This is a genomic window from Peristeroidobacter soli, from assembly GCF_004138485.1.
GTDB lineage: Bacteria > Pseudomonadota > Gammaproteobacteria > Steroidobacterales > Steroidobacteraceae > Steroidobacter > Steroidobacter soli.
Map to the genome: position 1 here is coordinate 1,301,815 of NZ_RYEV01000003.1, position 25,771 is coordinate 1,327,585.

Here is a 25,771-nt window from a genome sequence, read left to right on the forward strand (position 1 = left end):
AGTACCATATATCCTTAAATCGGATGGCGACTGCCTCAAGCCGCCCTGACAACGCCGCGGGTTCATGGGGCCGGCGAGCTGCAAAGCTAGACAAAATAGGAACTTACCGGGCATGAGCCGCTACTGTGGCAAAACAAATCCTAATGGGGTTCTGAATGCCGGACAGCACTGGAAGTCAGCGGCGCTGCTCGGTGCCGGTTCTGTATTGACCGAAAAGGCCCTCTGGAGTCGAGAAAATCTCGAGGCCATCAATCAGTACTACGTAAGTCCTTCGGACGAAGGAGACGGACGCTTTCTGGAGAGGCTTCAGGAGAAGCTCACGCCCACTGGCACTGCGGTGAAGCAGCTCGCGGCAGAAATGCTATGGCTCATGTACCTGTGTCCGAGCAGTATCAATGCCCCACACAAGCGGAGCGCTATCGAGCGCATTTGGTCTTGGTCCGGCGAGGCCTTCCCATCAGAAAGCCAGTGGTTACGCGACGATGTGCTAGCCGGTATCGGCAGCGCGGGGCCGGGATTCAATCGAAACCAGTGGCGAGAGCTGGCTTTCTTGACCCGGCTGATGCTGCGGTTTCGTGAGCTACCGTCCGATCAACAGAGCAGCTTGCTTGCTGATCCTTGGCGGTTTGCTGAGTGGCTAGAGCTCATTGAAGATGCGAAGGCTCGGCAGCTTCGCCATATGCTGCTATTCCTGCTGTTCCCAGACAGCTTTGAGCGAATTTTTAGCCAGCCCGATCGACGAGCTGTTGCGGTCGCCTTTTCCGATTACAAGGCACGGCAGGTCAATCGGTTGGGGCCGGCGGCGCTCGATAGGTTGTTATATGACACCCGCGCGAAGCTGGAGAAGAAATACGCTACCAAGGAACTCGACTACTACGTGCCGCCTCTCGCTGCCCTCTGGCAGCATTCAACCGCTCCGGTAGTAGCTAGCGAGCCCACAGCCGAACACGTGCTAAAGGCCATTGCTGACATCGATCGAGATGGCATTCCCCCTGGCACGCAATCGAAATACGATCTTGTCTACGGTGACAAGCGATATCCGGCGGAGCTCGTTCTTTCTCTCGCCATCGGCCATGCGACCGGTAAGGTACCGAGTGCGTCATCTTTCAGCGCGGAGGCGGGCGCTGCATTTGATGTTCTGCGGAGGCTCGGTCTGTTTGTTGAGCCAACCGATGCAATCGAGACTCTGCTTAGGCGGTTTTTTGAGCAGGCAGGTCGAGGCGATCTGGGAGCCAGCGACTACCTCAAGAAATATCAGGGTCTAGCAGTCAAGGTTAGTTTTGGACAGGGAAACTTGGCACAGATTCCCTGGATTGCCTTTCTTGCCGAAGGAGAGAAGGTTTCCGAAGGCATCTATCCGGTGTTGCTATTTTTTCGAGAGCAGCGCGCACTTGCTCTTTGTTATGGCGTTAGTGAAACAAACCGTCCGCATCGAGCCTGGTCGAACATTGAACGCCGCGAAACTGTCGATACTTGGTATAGGCGAGAGTTTGGACACAAGCCCAAGAGATACGGCAGCTCCTATGTACGAGCTGTTTACCGCACCGATCAAAGTCTTCCATTTAAAGAGATCAATACTGAATTGGATCTCGTGATCGCCGAGTATCAGCGGCTAATCGGCATATCTACTCAAGATGTCATTGAGGCTGATGAGGTGCCAGTTGCCGATGTGGCTGTGCTTGAAGTCCAAGCCGATTTAGCTGCAGCCGCCGAATCGTTCGCCGCGGCGCTGCGCGAGGCCAATGTCCTTTTCGGGCGGCAACATGATGAACTTATTCGGATCGTCTTGGCGAGTCTGGTGACTAAGCCATTTCTGATCCTGACGGGGCTGTCAGGTTCGGGTAAGACACAGATTGCTGTGCGGCTCGGTGAATGGCTTGGCCGTCGAGCATTCGTGGCGGCCGTGCGCCCCGACTGGACCGGCGCAGAAGCTCTGTTTGGCTATGAGGACGCATTGCGGCCCGTCGCGGGCGGGCGCGCAGCTTGGTCCGTGCCGCCTCCGCTCGAGTTCATGCTCAAGGCACTGCGCGATCCTCATCATCCATACCTGCTAATCCTAGATGAGATGAACCTGGCGCATGTTGAGCGTTATTTCGCGGATGTCCTGTCCGGTATGGAGTCTCAACAGCTCTGCTTGCCAAACCTCACTAAGGAATCCGACGGTTGCTGGCGAGTCGCTGCCGGCGCGGACACGCGCGTCCACTTCCCAAGGAATCTTTGGATCATTGGAACTGTGAATGTCGATGAAACGACTTACATGTTCTCGCCCAAGGTTCTCGATCGTGCTAGCACGCTGGAGTTCAGGGTGGCGAGTGATGACTTGATTGCCGAGGCTCGGAAACCGACTACGTGTCGACCCGGAGATGCGGCCCTGGTCCGCGGGCTTCTTTCGATCAGTAAGAACGATCAGTCGCATGAAAGCACTGCGCCCGATCTTCGTGAGGAGTTTGCCAATCGTCTGCGGCAATTGCATCGCTTACTTGCTGGGTACGGCATGGAGTTTGGGCACCGCGCGTTCTATGAGTGCATTCGCCTGGCTGCGTTGCTGAACTTAGCCGGTATCGGCGACCGAGCGGCCGCACTGGATCGCATAGTGTTGCAGCGGATTCTGCCCAGATTGCACGGATCGCGCCGTAAGCTCGAGCAGCCGCTCCTGGCTCTTGCTCAATTCTGTCGAGACTTGCCCGCAGAGGTGCCGGCGGAAACTTCTTCGGTCTCAGTAGATGCAGAGACTCTTGCTGCTGGAGCCGTGGCGAAGTTGCCGAAGTCGCATGACAAGATTGTACGTATGTTGCGATCTCTTCGGCTTAATCAATTTGCGAGCTTCACTGAGTAGGCAGCGTGGCTGCTGTATCCGTCGTCAGGCTTCCGCTCATCGCAAAGGATGGGAAAGTATTGGCACACTTGGTCATCAAGCTGTTGCCGAAGCCCTCCGAGAGCCCAACGCCGCTACTCGACTACCGCGACGACATCGAACATGACCGCAGTGTCCCGCCCGTTCAACTCCTCGAGGGGCACGAGTATCGATATGAATGGCAGGTTCAAGGCGAGATTGCTCAGGTCATTACCGAGCCTGAGGAGATCTTCCAGCCCGACACTGAGGATGGCTTGCAGGGCCGAATACGCCCGGGTCTTGCAACAGGCACGCTGCGCGTAGTTGTTCGAACTGAGCTCGAAGTTATTGGCGAGGTTGAGCTCGAAGTCCGATCGAGAAAGCTGACCTACCGGTCCGAATATCGATGGATGTTGCGTGATATCGCTGACGGAATGACCGAGCTGCTGATGCGTCAGTTCGCACCTTCCGCAGCTCGCTTCAAGCCGGACGGCGCGAGAGATGCCGTTACTCTCTACGAGCGATTCGAGTTTATCCGTGCGCTTCTTGCGAGTGAAACGATTGACCTTGCGTTTCAAGAAGTGGTTCGTCGACCACACGTTGCCTGGGAAGATCAGAGCGAGACGGTGTCGGCTGGTCAGCCACTGCGCGCTAGTGCTCAGGTCGCGCGGTCGCTGGTTCGTCGAGGGCATCGCGTGACCTGGCCGCAGGGGCGCTTGCCGTTCCTGCCGCGGCACATCGAAATCACACGAACGCAAGCAACCACGGATACCACACCGAATCGTTTCGTTCGCTTCGCGCTGGAGCGGTGGCGCCAAGTTGTGACTGACATCGAGCAGCAGCTGAATGAGCCTGGCGCCGAGGCCGTGGCAAGGCGAGCCAGGCGAGAGATCTCAAGCCTTCTCGAGAAACTGGATCATTGGCTGAATCTTGAACTGCTCAAAGGTATTGGTTCGCTTGCGCTCTTTCCCGCCGATGACCAAGTGCTTCATAAGCGCGCCGGCTATCGTGAGATTTTTCGCGCCTACCTCGAGTCTGAATTTGCGGCGATGCTGTCATGGGCGCGCGACGAGTCGAGCTACACGGCGGGCCAGCGCGATGTTGCGCAGCTGTACGAGTATTGGGCGTTTATTCAGCTGGCATCGCTGATTGCCAGTATTGCTGATTTGTCTTTCGATCTTTCATCAGTGCTGGAAGTGCGCTCCGACGGACTCTCGGTGGGGCTTCGACAAGGCCGACAGACAATCTTGCACGGTTCCGTCGAGCGCTTCGGCAGGCGTCTCAATATCGAGTTCTGCTTCAATCGAAACTTCGCGGCGGGTCATGGATCGTGGACGGTGGCCATGCGTCCAGATTTTTCGCTGATCGTCGCCGCCATCGATGAGGATCGAATCGATCCAGATCCGGTCATCATACATTTCGATGCGAAGTATCGAATCAAGGCCATTCAGGAGCTATTTGGTCAAGACGAGCTCAGCAGCGAAGCAGGCTCCGGCCTGGTACGTAAGGAGCCGAAACACGCGGATCTGATCAAGATGCACGCCTATCGTGATGCCATTCAGCGGTCGGCGGGCGCATATGTCATCTATCCCGGAGACGAATCTCCGAAGAGCACCCCACAATACAAAGAATACCGCGAGCTGCTGCCTGGCCTGGGGGCGTTTGTGTTGCGCCCTTCTGTATCCGGCGAGGTTGGAGGGGCGGCGTTACGCGTGTTTATCAACAATTTGCTGGATCACGTTGCGAAACGTTTCTCACGACATGAGCGCGGACGGTTTTGGAATGAGGAAACGTTCAATAGGTACGGAGCTGGTCAGGAATCTCTGTTTCGGCACGGCCCGCCTCACAAGGACACGACGGTACTGCTTGGCTATGTGAAGAGTGCGGAGCATTGGGATTGGATTCAGCACACCTTTGCGTACAACGTCCGGACGCAGGGGAGGCGAGGTGGCATGGCTGAGAACGCCGACCTGCTCTATAGCCAATTGGTCGTGCTGTACGGGCCGTCCATCGATCTTGTGGCCATCGCGCGCATCGTTTCCGGTCCTCAACGGATGTCTGAGGTTCAGATGCAGGCTGGCGGGTATCCGGAGCCGAGGGGTGACTATCTCTGCGTGCAGTTGAGCGGGCTGACGAGGGAGGGGCCGTTGAAGGAGGTCTCGGCGGCGGAAGTGAAGAGGCTTGCGATGGGAGTGACGAAGCGGGTGGGGCAGCCTGTGGGGATGTCGTGGGGGGAGTTGATGGAGGGGTTGAGGTAGGGGCGGAGAGGGCGGATGGATAGCCAGCATGCGATCGGAGGTTGAGTTGCGGGCCGAAGATAGGAGTGGTCGGGGTGAAGGAATTTGTTGTGTTCCGGCGGTTCCATGGGAGGTCAAAATGAAAGGAAACCGAGCACCGGCCGGCAGTCGCAGCGGAAATCGAACCAGGGAAGAAAGATATATAAATCAGAAGGTCAATGGTTGTTAGTAGAGCCGGGCTCTTCGAACGTCCGCTGTGCCACCCCGATCAAGACTCCGCGCCAGTTGCGCGTCACTACTCGCCCCACAGACCTTCCCGTAGAACCATGCTGCTACGTAGTGCTACATGTGCTACGCTTCGCCCATGAGCCGAGTAATTACCCAGCGAGAGCTTCGCAATGACTCCGCCGCTGTCCTACGCGAGGTGGAGGCAGGCCGAACAGTCATCGTTACGCGCAACGGCACTCCCGTCGCGGAGCTGCGGCCACTTCGGCCGCACCAGTTCGTGCCGCGGGGAATGATTGCCGATGCAGCCGCGCGCGCCCCCCGGGTCGATGCGGGCCGGTTTCGCGCAGATGTGGATGCCGTGAGCGATCAGCGCATCGATGGCTGAGCCGACGAGAGGTTTGCTCGACACGTCAGTCGTGATCGATCATGACGTGATTGATCCTGCATTGCTGCCGGACGAGTCGGCGATTGCCGCTATCACCCTTGGGGAACTCGCCGCCGGTCCGCATGCGACGGAAGATAAAGAGGAACGTGCTCGGCGCCAAGACCGACTGCAGTGGGCAACATCAACATGGGATCCGTTGCCATTCGACGGGGATGCTGCTCGCGCGTACGGCCGCATGTTTGCGGCTGCGCGCGCCACGGGACAAACGAGTCGATCACGCTTGGCGGACCTGCTAATCGCCTCGACGGCAGCAGCGAATGGTCTTCCTGTCTACACGCGAAATCCGTCGGATTTCGACGCGCTCAAGGCGATCATAAAGGTTGTTCGCGTCTGAGGCGGCAGTCGGCAAGTCCAATGACAGGGAGCTCGGGATTTCAGGCTTGGTGCGAGGGGGGCGATCCACCCTGCTGCCAGCGCGCGTAGTCGGCGTCGCCCGGAAACGCACATACGTCGCGACGTTACCCAGTAGTCTGGTGGCAGCAATGGATCGCACAAAAATCCAAACCAATATTGTCGATTCAGCGGATTTACTACGCCACGTCACTGCCGACAAGGCGCCGTTCTATCGAAGCATCATGGACGTGTTTGCCGCGGCCAAGCGGCAATATCGCCTGCAACTCCGGCCCGATGAAGTGGCAAACGAGGCAACCTGGCCCGATGAGCCGCCGCGCATCGAAGAGATCAACGCGATGCTCGCCCAACTCTCAGAGTGGGGGAATCTGGAATCCCAGCCGGACACGGCACGCGTCTCCTCGCTCAGCGATTTCTACCGGGCAAGATTCCTCTACCGCCTGTCACATGGCGGCGAAGCGGTCGAGGCGGGGCTCGCGGTGTTGCTGCAGACATTGCGTCGTCGCGCTGAACTGCAAACCGTCGCGCTCGAGGACATCGCCGGCCGCTTGCTCGCACTCAGGCAGCTGATCGAAACGGATCTGGAAGGCAAAGGCCCCGATGTATCCAAGGCGCACGAGACGCTTCGCGACCTGGTGCGTGTCTTCGAGGACCTGGCCGAGAACGCACAGTCTTTCATGGCCGGCGTGGCGCGAAGCCTGGAGTTGCATCAGGCAGATGCGAACACCATCGTCGCCTACAAGCGCAGCCTGATCGACTACCTGGAACGATTCATCGGCGATCTGGTCCGCCGCTCCGACAGCATCGCCGGGTTGATCCAGCATCTGACGATCTACATGGATGGAATCTTTCTACAGATCGCGGAGCGCGAAGCCAGGGACGCCGCGCCGGGCGATGCGCGGGATCAGCAGGATCAAAAGATCGAACGGTGGCGTGCATGGAAGGAACGTTGGAAGGGCTTGCGTGGCTGGTTCCTGGCCACGGGCGCAGAGCCGCCTCAAGCGGAGTTGTTGAGAGCGCGAGCTCGAGCGGCAATCCCACAACTGCTTGGAGCGATCGCGGCATTGAATGAGCGTCGTAGCGGTCGCAGCGATCGCTCCGCGGATTTCCGGGTGCTCGCGCAGTGGTTCGCCGCTTGTGGCAATGACGCCGAAGCGCACCGCATGGCACGTGCAGCGTTCGCGCTCCAACCGGCACGGCATTTTTCGCTCAATCCTCGAGCCGATGAAGACTTGCCCGCGAGCACGCCATGGGCGGAAGCACCGCCACTGCAAATCAATCCCCGCTTGCGAGAGTATGGTGAAGCGGCGCCTCGTGGCCCGTTGCCGCGAGTGAGGGATAGAAGCCGCGAGCGTGAACTGATGGCGCAGCAACTGGCCGAGGAATCGCGGCAGGTGCAAGCCGCTCGACAATTACTCGCAACGGGACGGTCGACAAGGCTGTCGGAACTGAGCGAGCTGGACCAGCATGCGTTTCAATTGTTTCTGGGGCTGTTGGGCGAGGCGCTCGCCGACCAGCACAACCCCGATCAGGCGGTGGAGTTGCAAACCGGCGATGGTCTGTTGCGAATACGCCTGGAACCGCTCGCGTCCGACAGCCGGGCCAGCATTCAAACGCCGGCGGGCACCTTCTCGGGCCGAGATCACTCTCTGACCATTACCGAAATTCACACCACCGAATGAGCTCGCGGCGCACACTGCCCGACAGCCGACGGATCGGCGACCTTCAGAGGTCATTGCAACAGGACGAATTTCGCAGGGCGCTGCGCGCACTGCTAATGACGCCGCTGATGTCACCGGAGCATGAAGATCATGCAGCGGTGCGCCGCCAGGCCGAGCGCGTGCGTGATTGGTTCGCTCGCGAGACGGGTTGGCCGTTGTACATCGATCGCGAGGGGGCACGCCTGTTCAAGCGGCCCGGCGCGCTGGACGACGATACTCGTGGGCTGCCGGATTACGACCGCTATCGCTATGTGTTGCTGTGTCTATGTTGTGCGGTGCTGGAGCGCGCGGATCCTCAGATAACGTTGAAAGTGCTCGGCGAACGTGTGATGCAGTTGGCGAGCGACCCAGCACTTGCGTCGCTCGGATACGAGTTCACCCTGCGTACGGCGGTGGAGCGGCGAGCGCTCGTGGCGGTTTGCCGAACGCTGCTGGACCAGGGCGTATTGCGGCGAGTCGCCGGCGATGAGGAAAACTTTGTTCACGAGAGTGGCTGGACACAGTCGGACGCCCTCTACGATGTGCAACGTCGGTTGCTCGCCGGTGTGCTTGCCGCCGTGCGCGGCCCATCTACATGGCGTGCCGAAGAAACACCCGCCGATTTCGAATCGCGCTTGGGGTCCCTGGTTGCCGAGCACGTGCCCGACAGCGATCAGGGTCGCCGGGATGCTCTGCGCCATCATCTGGCCCGCCGGCTGTTGGATGATCCAGTGATCTATACCTCTTCACTGAGCGAGGAAGCTCAAGCGTATTTCATGAACCAGCGTGGTCCGATGGCGAGCCGGCTTTGCGATGCGCTCGGGCTGACTGCCGAGCAGCGCGCCGAAGGATTGGCTCTTACCGACGAATCCGGACAACTGACAGACGTTGCCATGCCGGCGGAAGGAACAGAGGCGCATGCGACGCTGCTGGTCGCGGAATTTCTCGCGCGGCGGTACCGATCGACCTCTTCCACGGTCACCACCATGGATGCGATCGCGAGTCATCTGCGCAGCGCGAGCGAGCAGTACGGCAAGTATTGGCGAAAATCGGCGCGTGCACCCGGTGCGGAACAGGAGCTCGCCGGCATCGCCGTCGACAGGCTGCGAAAGTTGCAACTGGTTTCGGTGGACGAGGATCGCGTCAGCCCACTGCCCGCCATCGCCCGCTTTGCGCTCGGACAAACCGACATCCGCACCACCGACTCATGAGCCTCGGCTTGCCAATGACTCCCGTGTCCCGTCCTCAACTGCCCGAGCCAATGCGCGAGCGCTGGCAGCCGTTGCGCTTGGGCGTGGTGGAAGTCTTTCACTACGACAGCGAGGAGTTCTGGTTTCACGACGGCCATTTGCTGTTACGTGGCAACAACGGCACCGGCAAATCCAAGGTGCTGTCGCTGACGCTGCCGTTCCTGTTCGACGCGCAGTTGCGCCCTTCGCGCATCGAACCCGACGGCGATGCCGGAAAGAAAATGGCGTGGAACCTGCTGATGAACAGTTATCAGCGCCGCATCGGCTACACCTGGATCGAGTTCGGCCGTCGGCTGGCGGACGGTTCGAGGCGGTACCTGACCTTGGGCGCGGGGCTGTCGGCGGTAGATGGCAAAGCCCAGGTCGACAGCTGGTATTTCATTCTCGATGGAGGCGAAAGCCAGGCCGGGGTGCGCATCGGGCAGGATCTATGGCTGACCAATGCGCAGCGTGTCGTGCTCACACGCGAGCGCTTGCGGGAGTGCATCGAGAATCCCGGTTGGGGTCAGGTGTTTCCGCTTGGCGGCCAGTACCGCCGTGCCGTCGACGAACGTTTGTTTCATCTGGGCTCGAAGCGTTACGACGCCTTGATGGATACTCTGATCCAGTTGCGGCAGCCGCAATTATCGAAGAAGCCGGACGAAGCGGGATTGTCGCAGGCGCTCAGCGACGCACTGCCGCCGATGCCTTCAGAATTGCTCACGGACGTGGCCCAGGCGCTCAACCAGCTCGAGGAAGATCGCAATCGCCTGGAAGAGCTGCGGCAGCTCGAACGTGCGATCCGGCAGTTCGAGCAACGGTATCGCATCTATGCGGGGATGTTGACGCGCCGGCAAGCTCGCGAGCTGCGGCAAGCGCAGACAGGTTTCGACAACGCCAGCGAAGAACGTAATGCGGCGCAGGCCGGCCTGCAGGGGGCGCAGCAGGCTGAAACAGCCGGCGCCGCCGCGCACGAGCAGGCTCGCCAGACATTTGCCACCGCGCGCGAGCGCCTCGAAACATTGCAGAGCGATCCCGCCAATCAGGATGCCAATCGCCTGAACCAGGCGAAAAAGGATGCGACGGACGCGGCTGTCGCAGCCACGTCCGCAGCCAAACAATGCGAAGAGGCGCGCCAGAAACTCACGAGAGAAGAGGAGCGTAGCCGCGCGTCCAGCGAACGTGCCGACCACGCACGGGCGGAGCTGATCATGGCCCGCGAGCAATGCAGTGGCGAAGCGGAAGCGGCGGGGACTCTCACTTCGTTCGAATCCAATCGGCTCGCCACCTCGTTGCCGGATGAGCTCGCGATGCTGTCGCGCTCCGAACTTAGCGCTGCGGCAGGGGAACTGAGCCAGGCGGGCGCGCAGCGGCGTCAAGACATCAAACATTTGGAGCAGCGTCACGCGACAGCGGATAGAAAATTGTCGGCACTCGAATCCCTGCAGGTGACGCAGCGGGAGCGCCAGGCGGAGCGGGAGGAGGCGCTGGAAAAGCGCGCCCAGGCCGACGCCCTGGCAGAGCAGGCCGCGAGCAAGCTCGTCGAGGCATGGGTTGCACACATCGCGACATTGACACAGCTGCGGCTGGATGAGTCACAAGTGACGCCGCAGCTCACCGCGTGGTCCGCTCGTCCGGAAGGACTGAATCCCGCCAATGCCGCCCTCGGCGCCGCATATCAGCAAACGTCGCTCGATCACGCCCGACGCGAGTCGGCGCTCGCCACGGAACAAACAACGCAACAGCAACGCCGTATGGAGTTGATCGCCGAACGCGATCAGCTCACGGCAGGTCACGATGCATTCCCACCGATACCGGCCACGCGCGCGCCCGGTGTTCGCGAAGCGCGTGAGGGAGCGCCGTTTTGGCAACTGGTGGATTTCCAATCTCACGTCGAGCCGGCCGAACGCGCCGGTATCGAAGCGGCGTTGGAAGCGTGCGGCCTGCTGGATGCGTGGCTTGCGCCACATGGCACCTTGATAGCCGCCGATGGCACGGCCTTGTTGGATAGTCACTGGATGCGCCGGTCCGCGGCAGTTACGACCAGCCTCGCCAGCGTACTGTGTCCCGCCGTGCCGGAAGGTGCCGGCATCGACGCGGCTTTCATTGCCGCACTGCTGAGCAGTGTCACCTACGGAAACAACGACGTGATGTCGGCCGAATCTTGGATCGCCGGCAATGGGCGCTATCGCTTGGGTACACTCGCGGGCGCCTGGCAAAAGAACGAGGCTGTCTATATCGGGCACACGGCCCGCGCGCAAGCACGCAAACGCCGACTGGCCGAAATAGCGCGACTGATCGACGAACTCGATAGCGTCGCGGCCGATATCGAGCGACGGACTGCAGAGCTGCACGCGGACCGCCAGCGAAGCCAGTACGAATTGGACACCGCACCTTCCGATGTGATTCTTCGCGAAGCCGTTCTTGTCGCAGCAAGTGCCGGGCAGGAAGTCGCTCGGGTGCATCAACGCCTGGAGCAGATCGAGAGTCAGTGCCGAACGGCTGAAGATGAGTTGCAAGCGGCACGCGAGGTGTTGTTACAGGATGCCACTGATCTGCAGTTGCCGAGCGAGCGCGCGGCACTTGCTTTAATTGGCGATGCGCTGGATCGATTCAATATTCGCCACCAGCATCTGCTGACAGCCGCGCGTGAATGGCATGCGGCCCATCCAGAACACGTGGCACAACGCGAACGCGAGATCGAAGCGCGCGACGCGCTGGAACAAGCTGACAGCGCCCGAGCTGAAGCCGTTGAGCGTCGTGAAAAGGCACTGGCGCGATTCGAGACCCTGCGCAGCGCTGTGGGTCAGCGAGTGGAAATCCTCCAGCAACAGCTGACCACTGCCGGCACGGCGGTGCGCTCCGCCGAAGCAGACCTGGAGAAACGACGACAGTTTCTGAAGGAAGCCGGCGAGCAGCGTGCCATCGCCAGTGCCCGAGCCGCTGTAGCTGAAACCACGTTGACCGACCGCGCAGCGGTTCGCGGCCAGGCGATCGACAAATTGCAGCGCTTCACCGATAGCGGCTTGCTCTCGGCCGCGCTGCCTGAGTTGGAGGTGCCGGATCGCACGGTGCCGTGGACTATCGATCCCGCTCTGACACTCGCACGCCGCGCCGAGCAAGCACTCGCGCACATCAATGACGATGATGCTCACTGGAGCCGCATGCAACATCAGATCGGCGAGGCTCTGACGGAACTGTTGCGTTCGCTGAGTGCATTGGGACATCAGGCCAGCTCCGAGCCGAACGACTGGGGCTTCACCGTGCATATCCAGTATCAAAATCGTCCCGAGCGGCCCGACACGCTGTCGAGCCTGCTGGCGGACGATATCGCGCAGCGAAGCGAGCTGCTCTCGGCCAAGGAGCGCGAGGTGCTGGAGAACCATCTGCAGGCGGAGATCGCGGCGGAGATTCAGCGGCTGATGCGAGCTGCCGATCAGCAGGTCGGGGCGATCAACGAGGAACTGCACAAGCGTCCAACCACGACGGGCGTGCGCTATCGATTGCAATGGCGGGCGCTAGCTGCCGAGGATGGCGCTCCGGCCGGATTGGAAATCGCGCGCGAGCGGTTGCTGCATACCAGCTCCGATCTATGGTCGGTGGAAGACCGCAAAGTGGTTGGCACGATGTTGCAACAACAGATCGCCGCCGAGCGCGCCAGGGCCGATGCCGAAACCAGCGGCGTCGGCGGCAGCCTCATCGATCAATTGGCCCGTGCCTTGGACTATCGCCGCTGGCACCGCTTTCGCGTGCAGCGGCATCAGGATGGCCAATGGCGCAAATTGTCGGGCCCGGCCTCCAGCGGCGAGCGTGCGCTCGGCTTGACCGTGCCGTTGTTCGCTGCCATCGCCAGTTTCTATGGCCGGGGCGGCAGCCCGTTGGCGCCAAGGCTGATGCTGCTCGATGAAGCGTTCGCCGGCATCGACGACTCGGCTCGCGCCCACTGCATGGGATTGATCCGTGAGTTCGATCTCGACTTCGTGATCACGAGCGAGCGCGAATGGGCGTGCTACGCGGAGTTGCCTGGCGTGTCGATCTGTCAGTTGCAGCGGCGCGAAGGGGTGGACGCAGTCTTCGTTTCCCGCTGGACGTGGGACGGCCGTGCCAAGCGGCCCGAGCGAGATCCCGATCGGCGATTTCCAGCCCCATGAACGGTGGAGATTCCAGGCCGCCCGATGCTCGATTGGTCCGCCTGCTCGGGGCCGTCGAGCTCGCGCCGCTGCGTCAGCGGCTGAGGCGTCACTTCGAGCGACATGCCGGACGGATCGGCAGCGCGTTGCAGCTCACCAATCTGACTCCCGGGGAGCAGGACGCGCTTGCCCTGCTGACAGGCCGTCCGTCCCGTCCCGTGCGCTCGATGCGAATCGACATCGAGCAGTTGGATGATTCACTGCGAGCCGCGGGCATCGCCCATTCGCTGCGCTCGGCATTGGAGATATTGGATGGTCCCATCGAACACCGTGCGGCCCTCCGTCAGGCTCGTTTACTGGAGTGGACGCGAGTGATCGGTGCCGAGCGCTGGCACCCCACACTTCGACTTTGGTTGCAATCACCCGTGGCGGTTGCATTGCTCAAGCGGCTCGCGCGCAGCGATTGCGTCGACGCCGAGCAATTGTTGGAGCGGGCCACTCGTGTGATGCGACGGCTGCCAGCATCGGGAATCACCCGAGCACAGCTGGCGGCAGATTCGCTGGGCAATGCGCATGCGCTGGACAATGGCTATCCGGCGGCGACGCTCATTCTCGCCGCGCTCAGGCACGAAGGTTGCCCGGTCGATCTGACGGACGTTCCTGAAGAGAACGGTGAGCGCCAAAGAACGCCCGAGCGCGCGCGGGACATCTGGGCCCGGGCAGGAGTGCTCGTCAACGAACTGGCGCGACCGGCACTTTGTTTGAATCTGCCGCTGTCGGCCGAGGCGTCGATGCGCGATTCATTCGGAGATCCGCGTTACCTCTCCTTGCGCGATCTGCTCCGCAGACCATTGACGGGCTCTTTCGAGGGCACGCCGGTCCATGTTTGCGAGAATCCAAACATCGTGGCGATCGCAGCTGATGAGCTGGGCTCTCGGTGTGCTCCACTGGTTTGCACCGAGGGAATGCCCGCTGCAGCTCAACGGACCTTGTTGACGCAGCTGACTCATGCGGGAGCGCGACTGCTCTACCATGGCGATTTCGATTGGCCCGGCCTGCAGATCGCCAATTTCGTCATGCGCACCTGGTCTGCACGGCCCTGGCGTTTCGGCGCGGTTGACTATCAGGTCGCAGTTGCGCGTGCACCTCAGTCAGTGCGGGATCTGAGCGATGCCCCTGTCGTCGCGTCGTGGGACGATTCCCTGACGAACGTGATGCAGGATCGCGGCCTGGCTGTTGCGGAGGAGGCCGTTGTCGCCGCGTTGCTGGAGGATTTGGCATCGCCCGATTGAAGGCGGGCAGGGCAATCCGACCAGCAGATCGATGTAGCGGCCCACAGAAGGAGAGGTGACGCCGAGACTCGACGCCAGCCGCGCTTGGTTTAGAGGCGTGCCTTGTGCATGAGCGAGCATTGTCCACAGCCGCCCAATGGTTTCGGCTGGAAGCCGCGGAGCGAACATCGGAACATCACGCTCGAGATAGCTGCGGACAAAGTCGCGTCGCCAAGCAAGACTTGCCGAATCACTGGCCGCGAGCACGCTCTCGGGAAAGCCGCCGCGCAGCCACAGCTGATCGGTGTTGCCGACCTGAGTGGGGAGCTCCAGAGCATCGATCGGCCCCAGATTCACGTACGCGACTCGCCCAGCCAGTGATTCAGATGCCTGACGCATCAGTTCGATGGCCGCAGAGCCGAGCAGCAGGAAGTGCCCGGCGCGGTCGCCCGCCGCTCGGCGGTCGTCGATGATGCCTCGAAGTGTTTCGAACAGCGCAGGCGCTCGATGGATCTCGTCGATGACAACGAGTTTTCCGGCCTGTGCCCTCAAGAACGTGTCCGCATCGTGCAGACGTCGCTGATCGACCGGTCGCTCGAGATCCAAGTAGACAGCCGCGGATTTGGCTTTTCGCGAAGCGATGGTGCAATCCCGGAAATCTAACGTGAGAATTTACAATTCCGGGGTTATAGTGACAAACCCGACGGTAGGGGCGATGGCGGAAATCCTCGGGCGGGGTCCGAGTCACGAGGTTCCCGGATCGACTCTGCTCCTCTTTAACGATATCTTCGCGACCTGGATCAATGAATTGCAGCGATGAAGCAGGTTGAATCCCAGGCTTCCGAGAGCCGGGGCCAAACGGGACATGGCAGGCGCGAAGACACACATTTCCAATTTCTCGCACTTGGCTGTTCACGACGAACAGCTGGCAGGGTTGGGGGCGCTCGCAGAACACTACTTTCCGGCGGATCCCAGTTATCGAACAATACATTGCAGCCCAAACGGGTGACAGTCGCTACTGGCCGGACGATGCCGAGCTGCGAAACGGCCTTGGCGACCTGCTTGCCTATCGCCGCCTCCGACGCAGCCGTCTGCGGATGATTCTCGAGGGCATCGAAGATCGTTTGCGTGGCTGGCACGGCGAAGAAACCGGTCTCGGCGGCGAGCGGGTCGCGCGCGGCCAGTGCGCCATTGAGCATGTCATGCCTCGCAAATGGGTGGCGCACTGGAAGCCGGATTTAGTGGATACCGATGAACAGCGCGACAAGCTCGTTCACACATTCGGCAATCTGACTCTTCTCACCAAACGTTTGAATAGCAGCGTTTCAAATGGTCCATGGGACGGGAAACGCAGTGGGCTTCAGGAGCATGATGTTCTAATCCTCAATCGCAAGCTGCTGAAATCGGCGACCGATGACTGGTCGAACGAATCCATCCGTAGCCGCACGCGCGATCTGACCGAAGAGATCATTCGCATCTGGTCGGTGCCGGAAGGGCACAAGTCCGGATTTGCTTCCGACAAGCCACGTCGCCGAAGAAAGCTCCAGTTGATTGACCTGCTGGGTGCAGGGGCACTGCAGGCCGGTGTACAGCTGACGCCTCGCCAGGCCAAGTTTAGTCACAGAATTGGTGTGCTATTGCCCGATGGGCAGATCGAGCTGGAAGGCAATACGTTCGGGCGTCCTTCGGCAGCGGCGGTGTTTGTGACAGGTCGCCCAATCAATGGCTGGTCGTTCTTCTACGTCGATCCGAAGACTAAACCCTCGCTGCGCAAGATCCGCAGCGAGTACCTGGAGTCCTTGGATATCGATCTGGAGGGTGATGAAGATGACGATCAGGGTGACGACGAATGAAATCTGCGCCGTCGCCGGATCGTTGCTGCCCTGGGCCCGGCAAACATTCGACGAAAGGTGATCAGGAGAGATCTACGTGTCGCTTTGTGGCGGCTTGTACTTCGCAATCGAGTTGCATGCGCACAGCAGATCGTCTGCGACGGAAAACGCCAGAACGCAACAGATTGCGACAGTTTGGTCGGGGTGACCCGATATGTCGTGTACCGGGTACCCGCTGGATGCGCGCCTCAAGTAGTCCTGACGAGTTGTCATGTGGTCCTGAAACTGAACGCTGAGTATCGACCGGAAACGCGGCGAAACTCGCTGGAGTGATCGAGGCGACGCGATGGCGGGCGCCCGCGCAGGCATCGACCGGAAAACCGGCGAAACTCACGTGGGGCCAGGCGCGAGCCAAGTGTTGCCGTCGTCGAGTGGGACAACGAAGCGCCGTGCACGTTCACGCTTTCAGACCGTCGACTGTTTGGCTCTGGTCCCGAGATCGCCTCATCGCATCCCTTGCGTTTACGCGCGACTCGCACCGTTGCCCGTGGCCGAATTTGATTGTGGCCCCTACCTCAGATCACGGAGACGATCTCGCGGACTACTCGCACCGCATGAAGCATTCGTCTCGCACCGGAGGGTGTTTCGCGTCGACCCGAATTTTCGGGTCGACAGTTGCGGTCGCTTTGGCCTATCTTTGCGACTCGGATCAATGAATTAGAACGAGAAGGTGGATTGACTCATCAGGCTCCCGGAGCCTGAGCCAAGCGGGACATGGTGGCAGCGAAGACGCACATTTCCAACTTTTCGCACCTGGCTGTTCGCGACGAACAGCTGGTGCGTTTGGGCGCGCTCGCGGAGCACTACTTTCCGGCCGATCCGAATACCTGCTGTTCGCTCACGCCTTGCGCTTGAGCTCAAACAAATGAACTGAGACAGACTAATAGCATGACTAGTGCCCAACAACGTGCCGAACTTCAACGCCGCATCTGGCAAATCGCTAATGATGTACGTGGTGCAGTCGATGGCTGGGACTTCAAGCAATACGTGCTGGGCACCTTGTTCTATCGTTTCATCAGCGAAAATTTTGCCAGTTATATCGAAGGCGGCGATGAGAGCATCGGCTATGCGGATTTGGCCGATAGCGTCATCACACCAGACATCAAAGACGACGCTGTCAAGACGAAGGGCTATTTCATCTACCCGAGCCAGTTATTTGCCAACGTCGCTGCCAACGCTAACAAAAACGAAAGCCTGAATACCGATCTCGCCGCTATCTTTGCCGCTATCGAAGCGTCCGCCAATGGTTACCCGTCAGAGCGCGACATCAACGGCCTGTTTGCTGACTTCGATACTACTAGTAATCGCCTTGGCAATACGGTGAAAGATAAAAACGCCCGGCTTGCCGCGGTATTGAAAGGTGTCGACGAACTGGATTTCGGCAACTTTGACGCCAGCCACATCGATCTGTTCGGCGATGCCTACGAATTCCTCATTTCCAATTACGCCGCCAACGCCGGCAAATCAGGTGGCGAATTTTTCACGCCGCAGCATGTGTCAAAGTTGATTGCGAGGCTGGCAATGCACAAGCAAGCCAGCGTGAACAAAATTTATGACCCGGCTTGTGGCTCGGGCTCTTTGTTGCTGCAAGCCAAAAAGCATTTCGACGCGCACATTATCGAGGAGGGATTCTTCGGCCAGGAGATCAACCACACCACGTACAACCTAGCGCGGATGAACATGTTCCTGCACAACATCAACTACGACAAGTTCAACATCCAACTCGGCAATACACTGGTCGCCCCGCACTTTGGTGACGACAAACCTTTCGACGCCATCGTGTCAAACCCGCCCTATTCGGTGAAATGGATCGGCAGCGACGACCCCACTCTGATCAACGACGAACGCTTTGCCCCGGCCGGCGTGCTGGCCCCCAAATCCAAAGCCGATTTTGCCTTTGTGCTGCACGCACTGAGCTACCTCTCCAGCAAGGGCCGCGCCGCCATCGTTTGCTTCCCAGGGATCTTCTACCGGAGCGGGGCCGAGCAGAAAATCCGCCAATACCTGGTGGACAACAACTACGTCGAGAGCGTGATTTCGCTCGCTCCCAACCTGTTTTTCGGCACCACCATCGCGGTGAACATCCTGGTGCTGGCGAAAAACAAGAAAGACACCACCACCCAGTTCATCGACGCGAGCGGCCTGTTCAAGAAGGAAAACAACAACAACGTGCTGCTGGACACGCACATCGAGCAGATTATGGCCGTGTTCGACAGCAAGGCGAATGTCGATCACTTCGGCCGGTCCGTGCCCTTCGAGCAGGTTGCCGCCAACGACTACAACCTGTCGGTGAGCGGCTATGTCAAGGCCAACGACAGTCGCGAGGTGGTGGACATCGCCCAGCTCAATGCTCAGCTGAAAGCTACCGTCGCCAAAATCGGCCAGCTGCGCAAAGACATTGACGCCATCGTCGCCGAGATTGACGGAGAGGAGCTGGAGGCATGAGTACACCAAGCTTTATGGACAGGCTGCTGGATGGGGTGGCGGTGGAGTGGACGGTATTAGGGGACGAGCGCTTTGTTGAAGTGGCGAATGCTGCAAGGCAGCCAGTAAAGGCTTCCTTACGTGTGGCTGGTAAAGTGCCATATTACGGAGCGAACAATATCCAGGACTACGTGGATGGCTACACTCATGATGGCGAATATGTGCTGATCGCAGAGGACGGCTCAGCAAGTCTGGAAAATTACTCTATTCAATACGCAATTGGGAAATTCTGGGCAAATAATCACGTACATGTTGTGCGCGGAAAGCAAGGTTTAAACACCAAGTTTCTTTTCTACTATTTACGTATTGTTGATTTCATTCCGTACCTACCTAACAAAGACAGGTCCAAGCTAACAAAAGGGGAAATGATAAAGATTCCGCTCCCCATCCCGTGCCCAGAAAATCCCAAAAAATCGCTGGAAATCCAGGGAGAAATCGTCCGCATACTGGACACCTTTACCGAACTGACCGCCGAACTGACCGCCGAACTGACGCTGCGCCAGAAGCAGTACGAGCATTACCGTAATCTGCTGTTGAGCTTTCCCAAGCCTGCAGTGATAGAGGCATAACATGGGCAAGACGCTGACTGACATTGCCCAGCAGCTGAAAGACGCCAACAAGAAGGTGCAGCTGATCTACGCCTTCAACGGCATGGGCAAGACGCGCCTGTCGCGGGAATTCAAGCAACTGATAGCGCCCAAAGCCAATGGCGGCGAAGGGAATGAAGAAGCCGATACGTCCGAGTTATCACGCAACAAGATTCTCTATTACAACGCCTTCACCGAAGACCTGTTCTATTGGGATAACGATCTGGAAGAAGACGTTGAGCCCAAGCTCAGAATTCAGCCCAACACCTTCACGGACTGGGTGCTAAAGGATCAAGGTCAGGACAGAAACGTCATCACGACTTTTCAGCGATACACGCACGACAAGCTTACGCCTCGCTTTAATGAGGAGTACAAAATCAAAGGAGCTGACGATAAGGAAGTCACCATCAAAGCCTTCTCGGAAGTTACTTTCACGATGGAGCGCGGCGATGCTACACCTTCGGGAATTCTGAAACTTTCAAAAGGCGAACAAAGCAACTTCATCTGGAGTCTCTTCTACACATTGCTCGAACTGGTGATTGATGTTCTCAACGTGGCCGAACCCCGGAATCGTGAATCCCGCGAATTCGATGAGTTGGAATATGTGTTCATCGACGACCCGGTCAGCTCATTGGACGAAAACCATTTGATTCAACTTGCGGTCGATCTCGCACAGCTGGTCAAGTCAAGCGATTCCGAGATCAAATTTGTTATCACAACGCACAACCCGCTCTTCTATAACGTCCTGCACAACGAATTCGATAGAGACGACGGAAATTACAAGAAGAAGGGCTTCAATAAGTACCGGATGACTAAGCTCGATGATGGTAGCCATGAGCTGATCAACCAGCCCAATGACTCGCCTTTTTCATACCACCTGTTTCTAAAATCAGAGCTAGAGAAAGCTATCGAGAGTGGCCAGCTGAGCAAGTATCATTTCAACTTCTTGAGGAATATTCTGGAAAAGACCTCAACTTTTCTTGGCTATAAGAAGTGGGGAGATCTGTTACCGAGAACCGAAGATGGACGCACGAATTCGTATGAGGCTCGTATCATCAATATCTCCAGTCACTCGAAGCACGCCGGTGAAGAAGTGGCAGACCTCACGGAAGATGACAAACGTGTTTTGCGTTACCTGGTAAATGAGATTAGCACCACGTATCGCTTTCGGCAGTCCGAGAGTTAGGAATACGGCTCCGAGGTAGTTCATGTACGAATACAAGGGCATCGCCAAATCCAAAAACTTCATCGTTCTGGATAGATACACCAAGGAGTGGAAAGTCGCTGAGAGCTATCAGAGCGAAGGTGATCTGGAGCGCGAATTCATCAAGGATTTGCAGAACCAAGGTTATGAATGCCTGCCCGCCCTGAATTCGCCGCAGGCCTTGCTGGCCAATGTGCGCGTGCAGCTGCAAGTGCTCAACAGCGTGCAGTTTGCCGAGGCGGAATGGCAGCGTTTCGTGGAAACCTTCCTCGACAAGCCCAGCGATGGCATCGTGGAAAAGACGCGCAAAATCCACGACGACTATATCCACGACTTCGTCTTCGACGATGGGCACATCCAAAACATCCATCTGCTCGACAAGAAGAACATCGCTCGCAACAAGGTGCAGGTGATCAAGCAATTCGAGCAAGCAGGCACGCATGCCAACCGCTATGACGTGACGATTCTGGTCAATGGCTTGCCGCTGGTGCAGGTGGAGTTGAAGAAGCGCGGTGTGGCGATTCGGGAAGCCTTCAACCAAGTGCATCGCTACAGCAAGGAGAGCTTCAACAGCGACAGCTCGCTCTACAAGTATGTTCAGCTTTTTGTGATTTCCAACGGGACGGACAGCCGCTACTTTGCCAACACCACCAAGCGAGATAAAAACAGTTTCGACTTCACCATGAACTGGGCGAAGGCGGATAACGGTCTGATCAAGGATCTGAAAGACTTTACCGCGACCTTTTTCCAGAAAAATACCTTACTCAATGTGCTGCTGCAATACTCGGTCTTTGATTCAAACGCCACCTTGTTAGTGATGCGGCCCTATCAAATTGCCGCAACTGAACGCATGTTGTGGAAAATCAAAAGTTCATTTACTGCAAAGGTATGGAGCAAGCCTGAAGGTGGCGGTTACGTCTGGCACACCACCGGCTCGGGTAAAACATTGACCAGCTTTAAGGCCGCGCGCTTGGCCACGGAGCTGGATTTCATCAACAAGGTATTTTTTGTTGTAGACCGCAAGGATCTGGATTACCAGACGATGAAGGAGTACCAGCGCTTTTCACCGGATAGTGTGAATGGTTCAGACAGTACGGCTGGTCTAAAGCGCAATTTGGATAAGGATGACAACAAGATCATCGTCACCACCATCCAGAAACTCAACAATCTGATGAAGAGCGAAGGCGAACTTCCCATCTATGACAAGCAGGTCGTGTTTATTTTCGACGAGTGCCACCGCAGTCAATTTGGCGAGGCTCAGAGAAACCTGAAGAAGAAGTTCAAGCGGTTTTATCAGTTTGGCTTTACCGGTACGCCAATCTTCCCGCAGAACGCGCTCGGCGCCGAAACTACGGCCAGCGTATTTGGTCGCGAGCTGCATTCCTACGTGATCACCGATGCGATTCGCGATGAGAAGGTGCTAAAGTTCAAAGTGGACTACAACGATGTGCGTCCGCAGTTCAAAGCCATCGAGACTGAGCAGGATGAGAGAAAACTCAGCGCCGCCGAGAACAAGCAGGCTTTGCTACACCCAGACCGGATCCGCGAAGTTACCCAGTACATCCTGAATAGCTTCCGGCAGAAGACCCATCGCCTGCAAGCGGGCGCCAAGGGGTTTAACGCTATGTTTGCCGTGAGCAGCGTGGATGCCGCCAGGCTGTATTACGAGTCCTTCAGAGAGTTGCAGAAGAAAAGCGACAAGCGATTGCGAGTGGCCACTATCTTCTCGTTTGCGGCTAATGAAGAGCAGGACGCGATCGGCGACATTGCTGACGAGAGTTTTGAAGTCTCAGCCATGAACAGCAGTGCTAAGGAGTTTCTGAGCTCCGCCATTGCAGACTACAATGCGCTGTTCAAAACCAACTTCAGCGTGGACAGCAACGGTTTCCAGAACTATTACCGCGATCTGGCTAAACAAGTGAAGGCCCAGGAAATCGACTTGTTGATAGTGGTAGGCATGTTCCTGACCGGCTTCGATGCGCCCATGCTGAATACCCTGTTTGTGGATAAGAACCTGCGCTATCACGGCCTGATTCAGGCTTACTCGCGCACCAACCGCATCTTTGATGCCACCAAAACCTTCGGCAACATCGTCACCTTCCGCGATCTGGAGCAGGCGACCATCGACGCTATCACCTTGTTCGGTGACAACAACACCAAGAACGTGGTGCTGGAGAAGAGCTATGAGGAATACATGGAAGGCTTCACCGATGTGGTCACCGGCGAAGCGCGACGTGGGTTTGTGGGGGTGGTGAAGGAGTTGGAAACACGCTTCCCAGATCCTGCAGCCATCGAGAAGGAAGTTGACAAAAAGGCTTTCGCGAAGCTGTTTGGCGAGTATTTGCGCGTTGAAAACGTGCTGCAGAACTATGATGAGTTCGCCAGCCTGAAGGCTTTGCAAGAAGTCGATATGAATGATCCAGAGGCGGTCGCACACCTCAAGGCCAAACATTATTTAAGCGACGAAGATCTGGCTGCGTTGCAGGCGATAAGGATGCCCTCTGAGCGAAAGATCCAAGACTACCGCTCCACCTACAATGACATTCGCGATTGGCTGCGTCGGGAAAAAACTTCCGCCGAAAAGGAACAATCCACGATTGACTGGGATGACGTGGTCTTTGAGGTCGATCTTTTGAAGTCACAAGAGATCAATCTCGACTACATCCTGGAAGTGATTTTTGAGAACAATAGGAAGCTCAAGAACAAGGCCGCACTGGTGGAAGACGTACGGCGCGTTATTCGTGCGAGCGTTGGCAACCGCGCCAAAGAAGGCCTGCTGGTGGATTTTATCAATCAAGCAGCGCTCGATCAGTTGGGTGACAAGGCCAGCGTTATTGACGCGTTCTTTGCATTCGCGCAAGCGGAACAAAAGCGAGAAGCACAGGAGCTTATTGATGCCGAGAGCCTGAATGTAGAGGCAGCCAAACGATACATTGCTACCTCACTTAAGCGGGAATACGCCAGTGATAGCGGCACTGAGCTTAATTCTATTCTTCCGAAAATGAGCCCGCTGAATCCTCAGTACCTGACCAGAAAGCAAAGCGTGTTCCAGAGGATTGCTGCCTTCGTCTTAAAATTTAAGGGCGTGGGTGGGCAGATCTGAGTCCGAGGAGAGCGTGATTTGCCCGGCTGCACAAGCGGATCGCTCGCGGCATCAATGCAAAGGGCGATGTGATCGAAGCCGCGAAGGCCCGGGACATCCTGCGGCAGCTACTTGGTGAGATCCGCGTCAACGTGGATGCGGCGGGCGTATGGGCAGAATTCGAAGCACGGCCGGAAAAAACCTGCTGGCGAATCATGCGAATACAAGTATGGTCGGGGTGAGGGGATTTCTCGTGTTCCGGCGGTGCCATGGGAAGTCCAAATGAAAGGCCGTCAAATTTCATAAACTACCGATGAATCATAGGCTTATTGAGTCTGCGCTGCCTGTGTCTCGACTTCAGGTGACAACGGAGCGGGGGGCCGTTTCGGGTGCGCTAGCGTAACTTCCGCCCGGTGGCGGGGCCAAGTCACGCCCAGTTCGGATGCTTCAGCCGCCCAGGTGATCACCTTTGCCGCAGGTGTTAGGTGCGGGGCTCGCGGCACCGGCACGGCGCAATCACTTGCGACTAAGTGCGACTGTCTCGCCTCGGCGCTTCCGGCAAGTTTGCTCTGAGGCGCCGGCGAGCCCTCCCAGGGCGCGGCCAGCTATCGGATGATGGCGCCAGCGAATCGGATCCTCGAAGCCGAGGTCGCAAGCTGTCGCATTGTGTCGCGGCGAAGGGAGGGTGAGTCTGGACCAGGAGTCATACCGGGCTTGGTTGGCCCATCCCAGCATAACTGGGATGAGAAGAAAGTAACGAGGCGCGCACTCCCCATAGAAGAGGAGCGAACTCGTCAAGAGGTGGACAGTGGAACAGGGACACCGTGTTGCGTTCTGTAGCGTGTCTGCTCCAGAGTGCGTGCGTCTTGTTGCGGCAGGTGCCTTCGACCCAAAGCGGACACAGAAGTAGCCAACTCATTCCAGGCGGCGGCAGCGTCGTCAGGCGACTCGTCGCAATGGGGCGCATGAGACAGTCGGTGACGCGGCGCCGGAGCATCTTTGCTCCCTTATGTCAGTTTCAGGGGGTATCGGCACCTGCCATGTAGGATCGCGTAGGGGTAGAATTGCGATTGGGACGACAATCCTTTTGGTCAGTTTGCATTCGTAAACGCCTACTGATTAGAGGGTTTGCACACGGAGAACTACAAAAGGAAGGATTGGCGGGGTGCCGGTTGTATTTCGATCGATGGCGGGAGTTGAAGGCGACACGCTGGATCAAGTCCGCGGTGTCCTCAACGCGTTGGCAAATCGCGGCGACACCTTCTTTAATCCCACCTCCACGTTGTCCATCCGCGTTGGACTGGAACGGCGCAATCGGACGATCGCGCCCTCGGACCCACTTCACCTACTCCATGCGATTGGTGACGTTCAAAGACTCCCTGGTGGCTACTGGCTACCTGTCCCAACGTCCTTGGTTCCAATCGGCGATTTGGCCGTTGTGCTGTCAGGGGCGCCGACGTCTCATGTTGAGAGGCATTTCGGACTACCTGTGCACTCACGTGGGTTTTCACGCGTGTTATCGCGTCTACCTGACTCAACTCCTGGCTTAGGAATGAGATCGCTGCAAGCCTGGTCAGGTGCACCCTTCAACACAGGCGACTGGACGCGAACGTTCGTTAAAGAGGCGACGTATTCGCGACAAATCCCTAACAACGATTTTGAGTGCTTCAATCACTGGTCGCGAAAGGCGTCGACGCGATGGATTGCCACAGAGCAACGCGGGACGATTCCTGATGGTGTTGTTCTGACCCGAACGCGGACACCAGTCGGGTCGCTCTTTGCGCTCACACGCTTTGATGAGGGGCAGCCTGTCTCACTTGCTGAGTTCAGCAACGAACGACGCATCTCAACTCGCCTCGCGCTCGGCTTACGTGCGCTTCACGACAACCCTGCTCGCTTTCGCCTGTCGCTCGCGTCCGACGATGAGTGCGTGGTTATAGTGACGCGATATCTGCCACCAGAAGAAACAATGGTTCTGCACGCCCTCGGCAGGGTGCGCGACGTTACTCAACACTCACTTGCGGTGTCACTCGACAGGGCATTAGTGGATCCAGCGGTGCAGGTGTTGAGCGCACTCGGCCTCAAACAGGACGAATGA

At 58.1% G+C, this 25,771-nt stretch carries 13 protein-coding genes and 2 pseudogenes; 14 read left to right on the forward strand and 1 reads right to left on the reverse strand.

The window, feature by feature from the left end:
* The first annotated feature begins 112 nt into the window (after positions 1-112).
* The 8 genes from EKO19_RS14430 (at position 113) to EKO19_RS14465 (ending at position 14,445) form a co-directional block, all read left to right on the forward strand.
* Positions 113-2,836, forward strand: coding sequence for an McrB family protein (locus EKO19_RS14430; RefSeq protein ID WP_129777079.1), 2,724 nt, complete (start codon positions 113-115; stop codon positions 2,834-2,836).
* Between the two features lie 5 nt (positions 2,837-2,841).
* Entirely contained in the window at positions 2,842-5,091 is a 2,250-nt protein-coding gene (locus EKO19_RS14435) for a DUF2357 domain-containing protein (RefSeq protein WP_129777080.1), read from the forward strand.
* Between the two features lie 343 nt (positions 5,092-5,434).
* A complete protein-coding gene (locus EKO19_RS39840; RefSeq protein ID WP_129777081.1) occupies positions 5,435-5,683 on the forward strand; it encodes a type II toxin-antitoxin system Phd/YefM family antitoxin in 249 nt (82 codons plus the stop codon).
* Complete coding sequence (locus tag EKO19_RS14445; protein ID WP_129777082.1) at positions 5,676-6,077, forward strand: type II toxin-antitoxin system VapC family toxin; 402 nt, start codon at positions 5,676-5,678, stop codon at positions 6,075-6,077. Before EKO19_RS39840 ends, EKO19_RS14445 begins: the two co-directional genes overlap by 8 nt.
* A gap of 148 nt (positions 6,078-6,225) precedes the next feature.
* Positions 6,226-7,776 carry a TIGR02677 family protein gene (locus tag EKO19_RS14450; RefSeq protein WP_175597054.1) on the forward strand — a complete coding sequence of 517 codons (1,551 nt, stop codon included), beginning with the start codon at positions 6,226-6,228 and terminating at the stop codon, positions 7,774-7,776.
* On the forward strand, positions 7,773-9,005 hold the full coding sequence (locus tag EKO19_RS14455) for a TIGR02678 family protein (RefSeq protein ID WP_129777083.1): 1,233 nt from the start codon (positions 7,773-7,775) through the stop codon (positions 9,003-9,005). Before EKO19_RS14450 ends, EKO19_RS14455 begins: the two co-directional genes overlap by 4 nt.
* A gap of 14 nt (positions 9,006-9,019) precedes the next feature.
* A complete protein-coding gene (locus EKO19_RS14460; protein ID WP_407676645.1) occupies positions 9,020-13,174 on the forward strand; it encodes a TIGR02680 family protein in 4,155 nt (1,384 codons plus the stop codon).
* Entirely contained in the window at positions 13,171-14,445 is a 1,275-nt protein-coding gene (locus EKO19_RS14465; protein WP_129777085.1) for a TIGR02679 family protein, read from the forward strand. Before EKO19_RS14460 ends, EKO19_RS14465 begins: the two co-directional genes overlap by 4 nt.
* 30 nt (positions 14,446-14,475) lie before the next feature.
* On the opposite strand, the pseudogene EKO19_RS39845 reads toward EKO19_RS14465, so the two are convergent.
* Positions 14,476-15,030 (reverse strand): annotated as a pseudogene (locus EKO19_RS39845) (ATP-binding protein); the annotation flags it as partial.
* Positions 15,031-15,413: 383 nt separating this feature from the next.
* Here EKO19_RS39845 and EKO19_RS14475 point away from each other — a divergent pair.
* The 6 genes and pseudogenes from EKO19_RS14475 (at position 15,414) to EKO19_RS14500 (ending at position 25,771) form a co-directional block, all read left to right on the forward strand.
* Positions 15,414-16,277 carry a GmrSD restriction endonuclease domain-containing protein gene (locus EKO19_RS14475; RefSeq protein ID WP_281281062.1) on the forward strand — a complete coding sequence of 288 codons (864 nt, stop codon included), beginning with the start codon at positions 15,414-15,416 and terminating at the stop codon, positions 16,275-16,277.
* A gap of 927 nt (positions 16,278-17,204) precedes the next feature.
* Positions 17,205-18,761 carry a type I restriction-modification system subunit M gene (locus EKO19_RS14480; RefSeq protein ID WP_129777087.1) on the forward strand — a complete coding sequence of 519 codons (1,557 nt, stop codon included), beginning with the start codon at positions 17,205-17,207 and terminating at the stop codon, positions 18,759-18,761.
* Positions 18,758-19,357, forward strand: a pseudogene (locus EKO19_RS14485) (restriction endonuclease subunit S); the annotation flags it as partial. The gene EKO19_RS14480 and the pseudogene EKO19_RS14485, both read left to right, overlap by 4 nt.
* Positions 19,358-19,370: 13 nt before the next feature.
* Positions 19,371-20,573, forward strand: a complete 1,203-nt coding sequence (locus EKO19_RS14490; protein WP_129777088.1) for an AAA family ATPase — start codon at positions 19,371-19,373, stop codon at positions 20,571-20,573.
* A 22-nt stretch (positions 20,574-20,595) separates the two neighbouring features.
* Positions 20,596-23,694, forward strand: coding sequence for an HsdR family type I site-specific deoxyribonuclease (locus EKO19_RS14495; protein ID WP_129777089.1), 3,099 nt, complete (start codon positions 20,596-20,598; stop codon positions 23,692-23,694).
* 1,531 nt (positions 23,695-25,225) lie between these two features.
* Positions 25,226-25,771 (forward strand): hypothetical protein, encoded by a 546-nt coding sequence (locus EKO19_RS14500; protein ID WP_129777090.1) that lies wholly within the window; start codon positions 25,226-25,228, stop codon positions 25,769-25,771.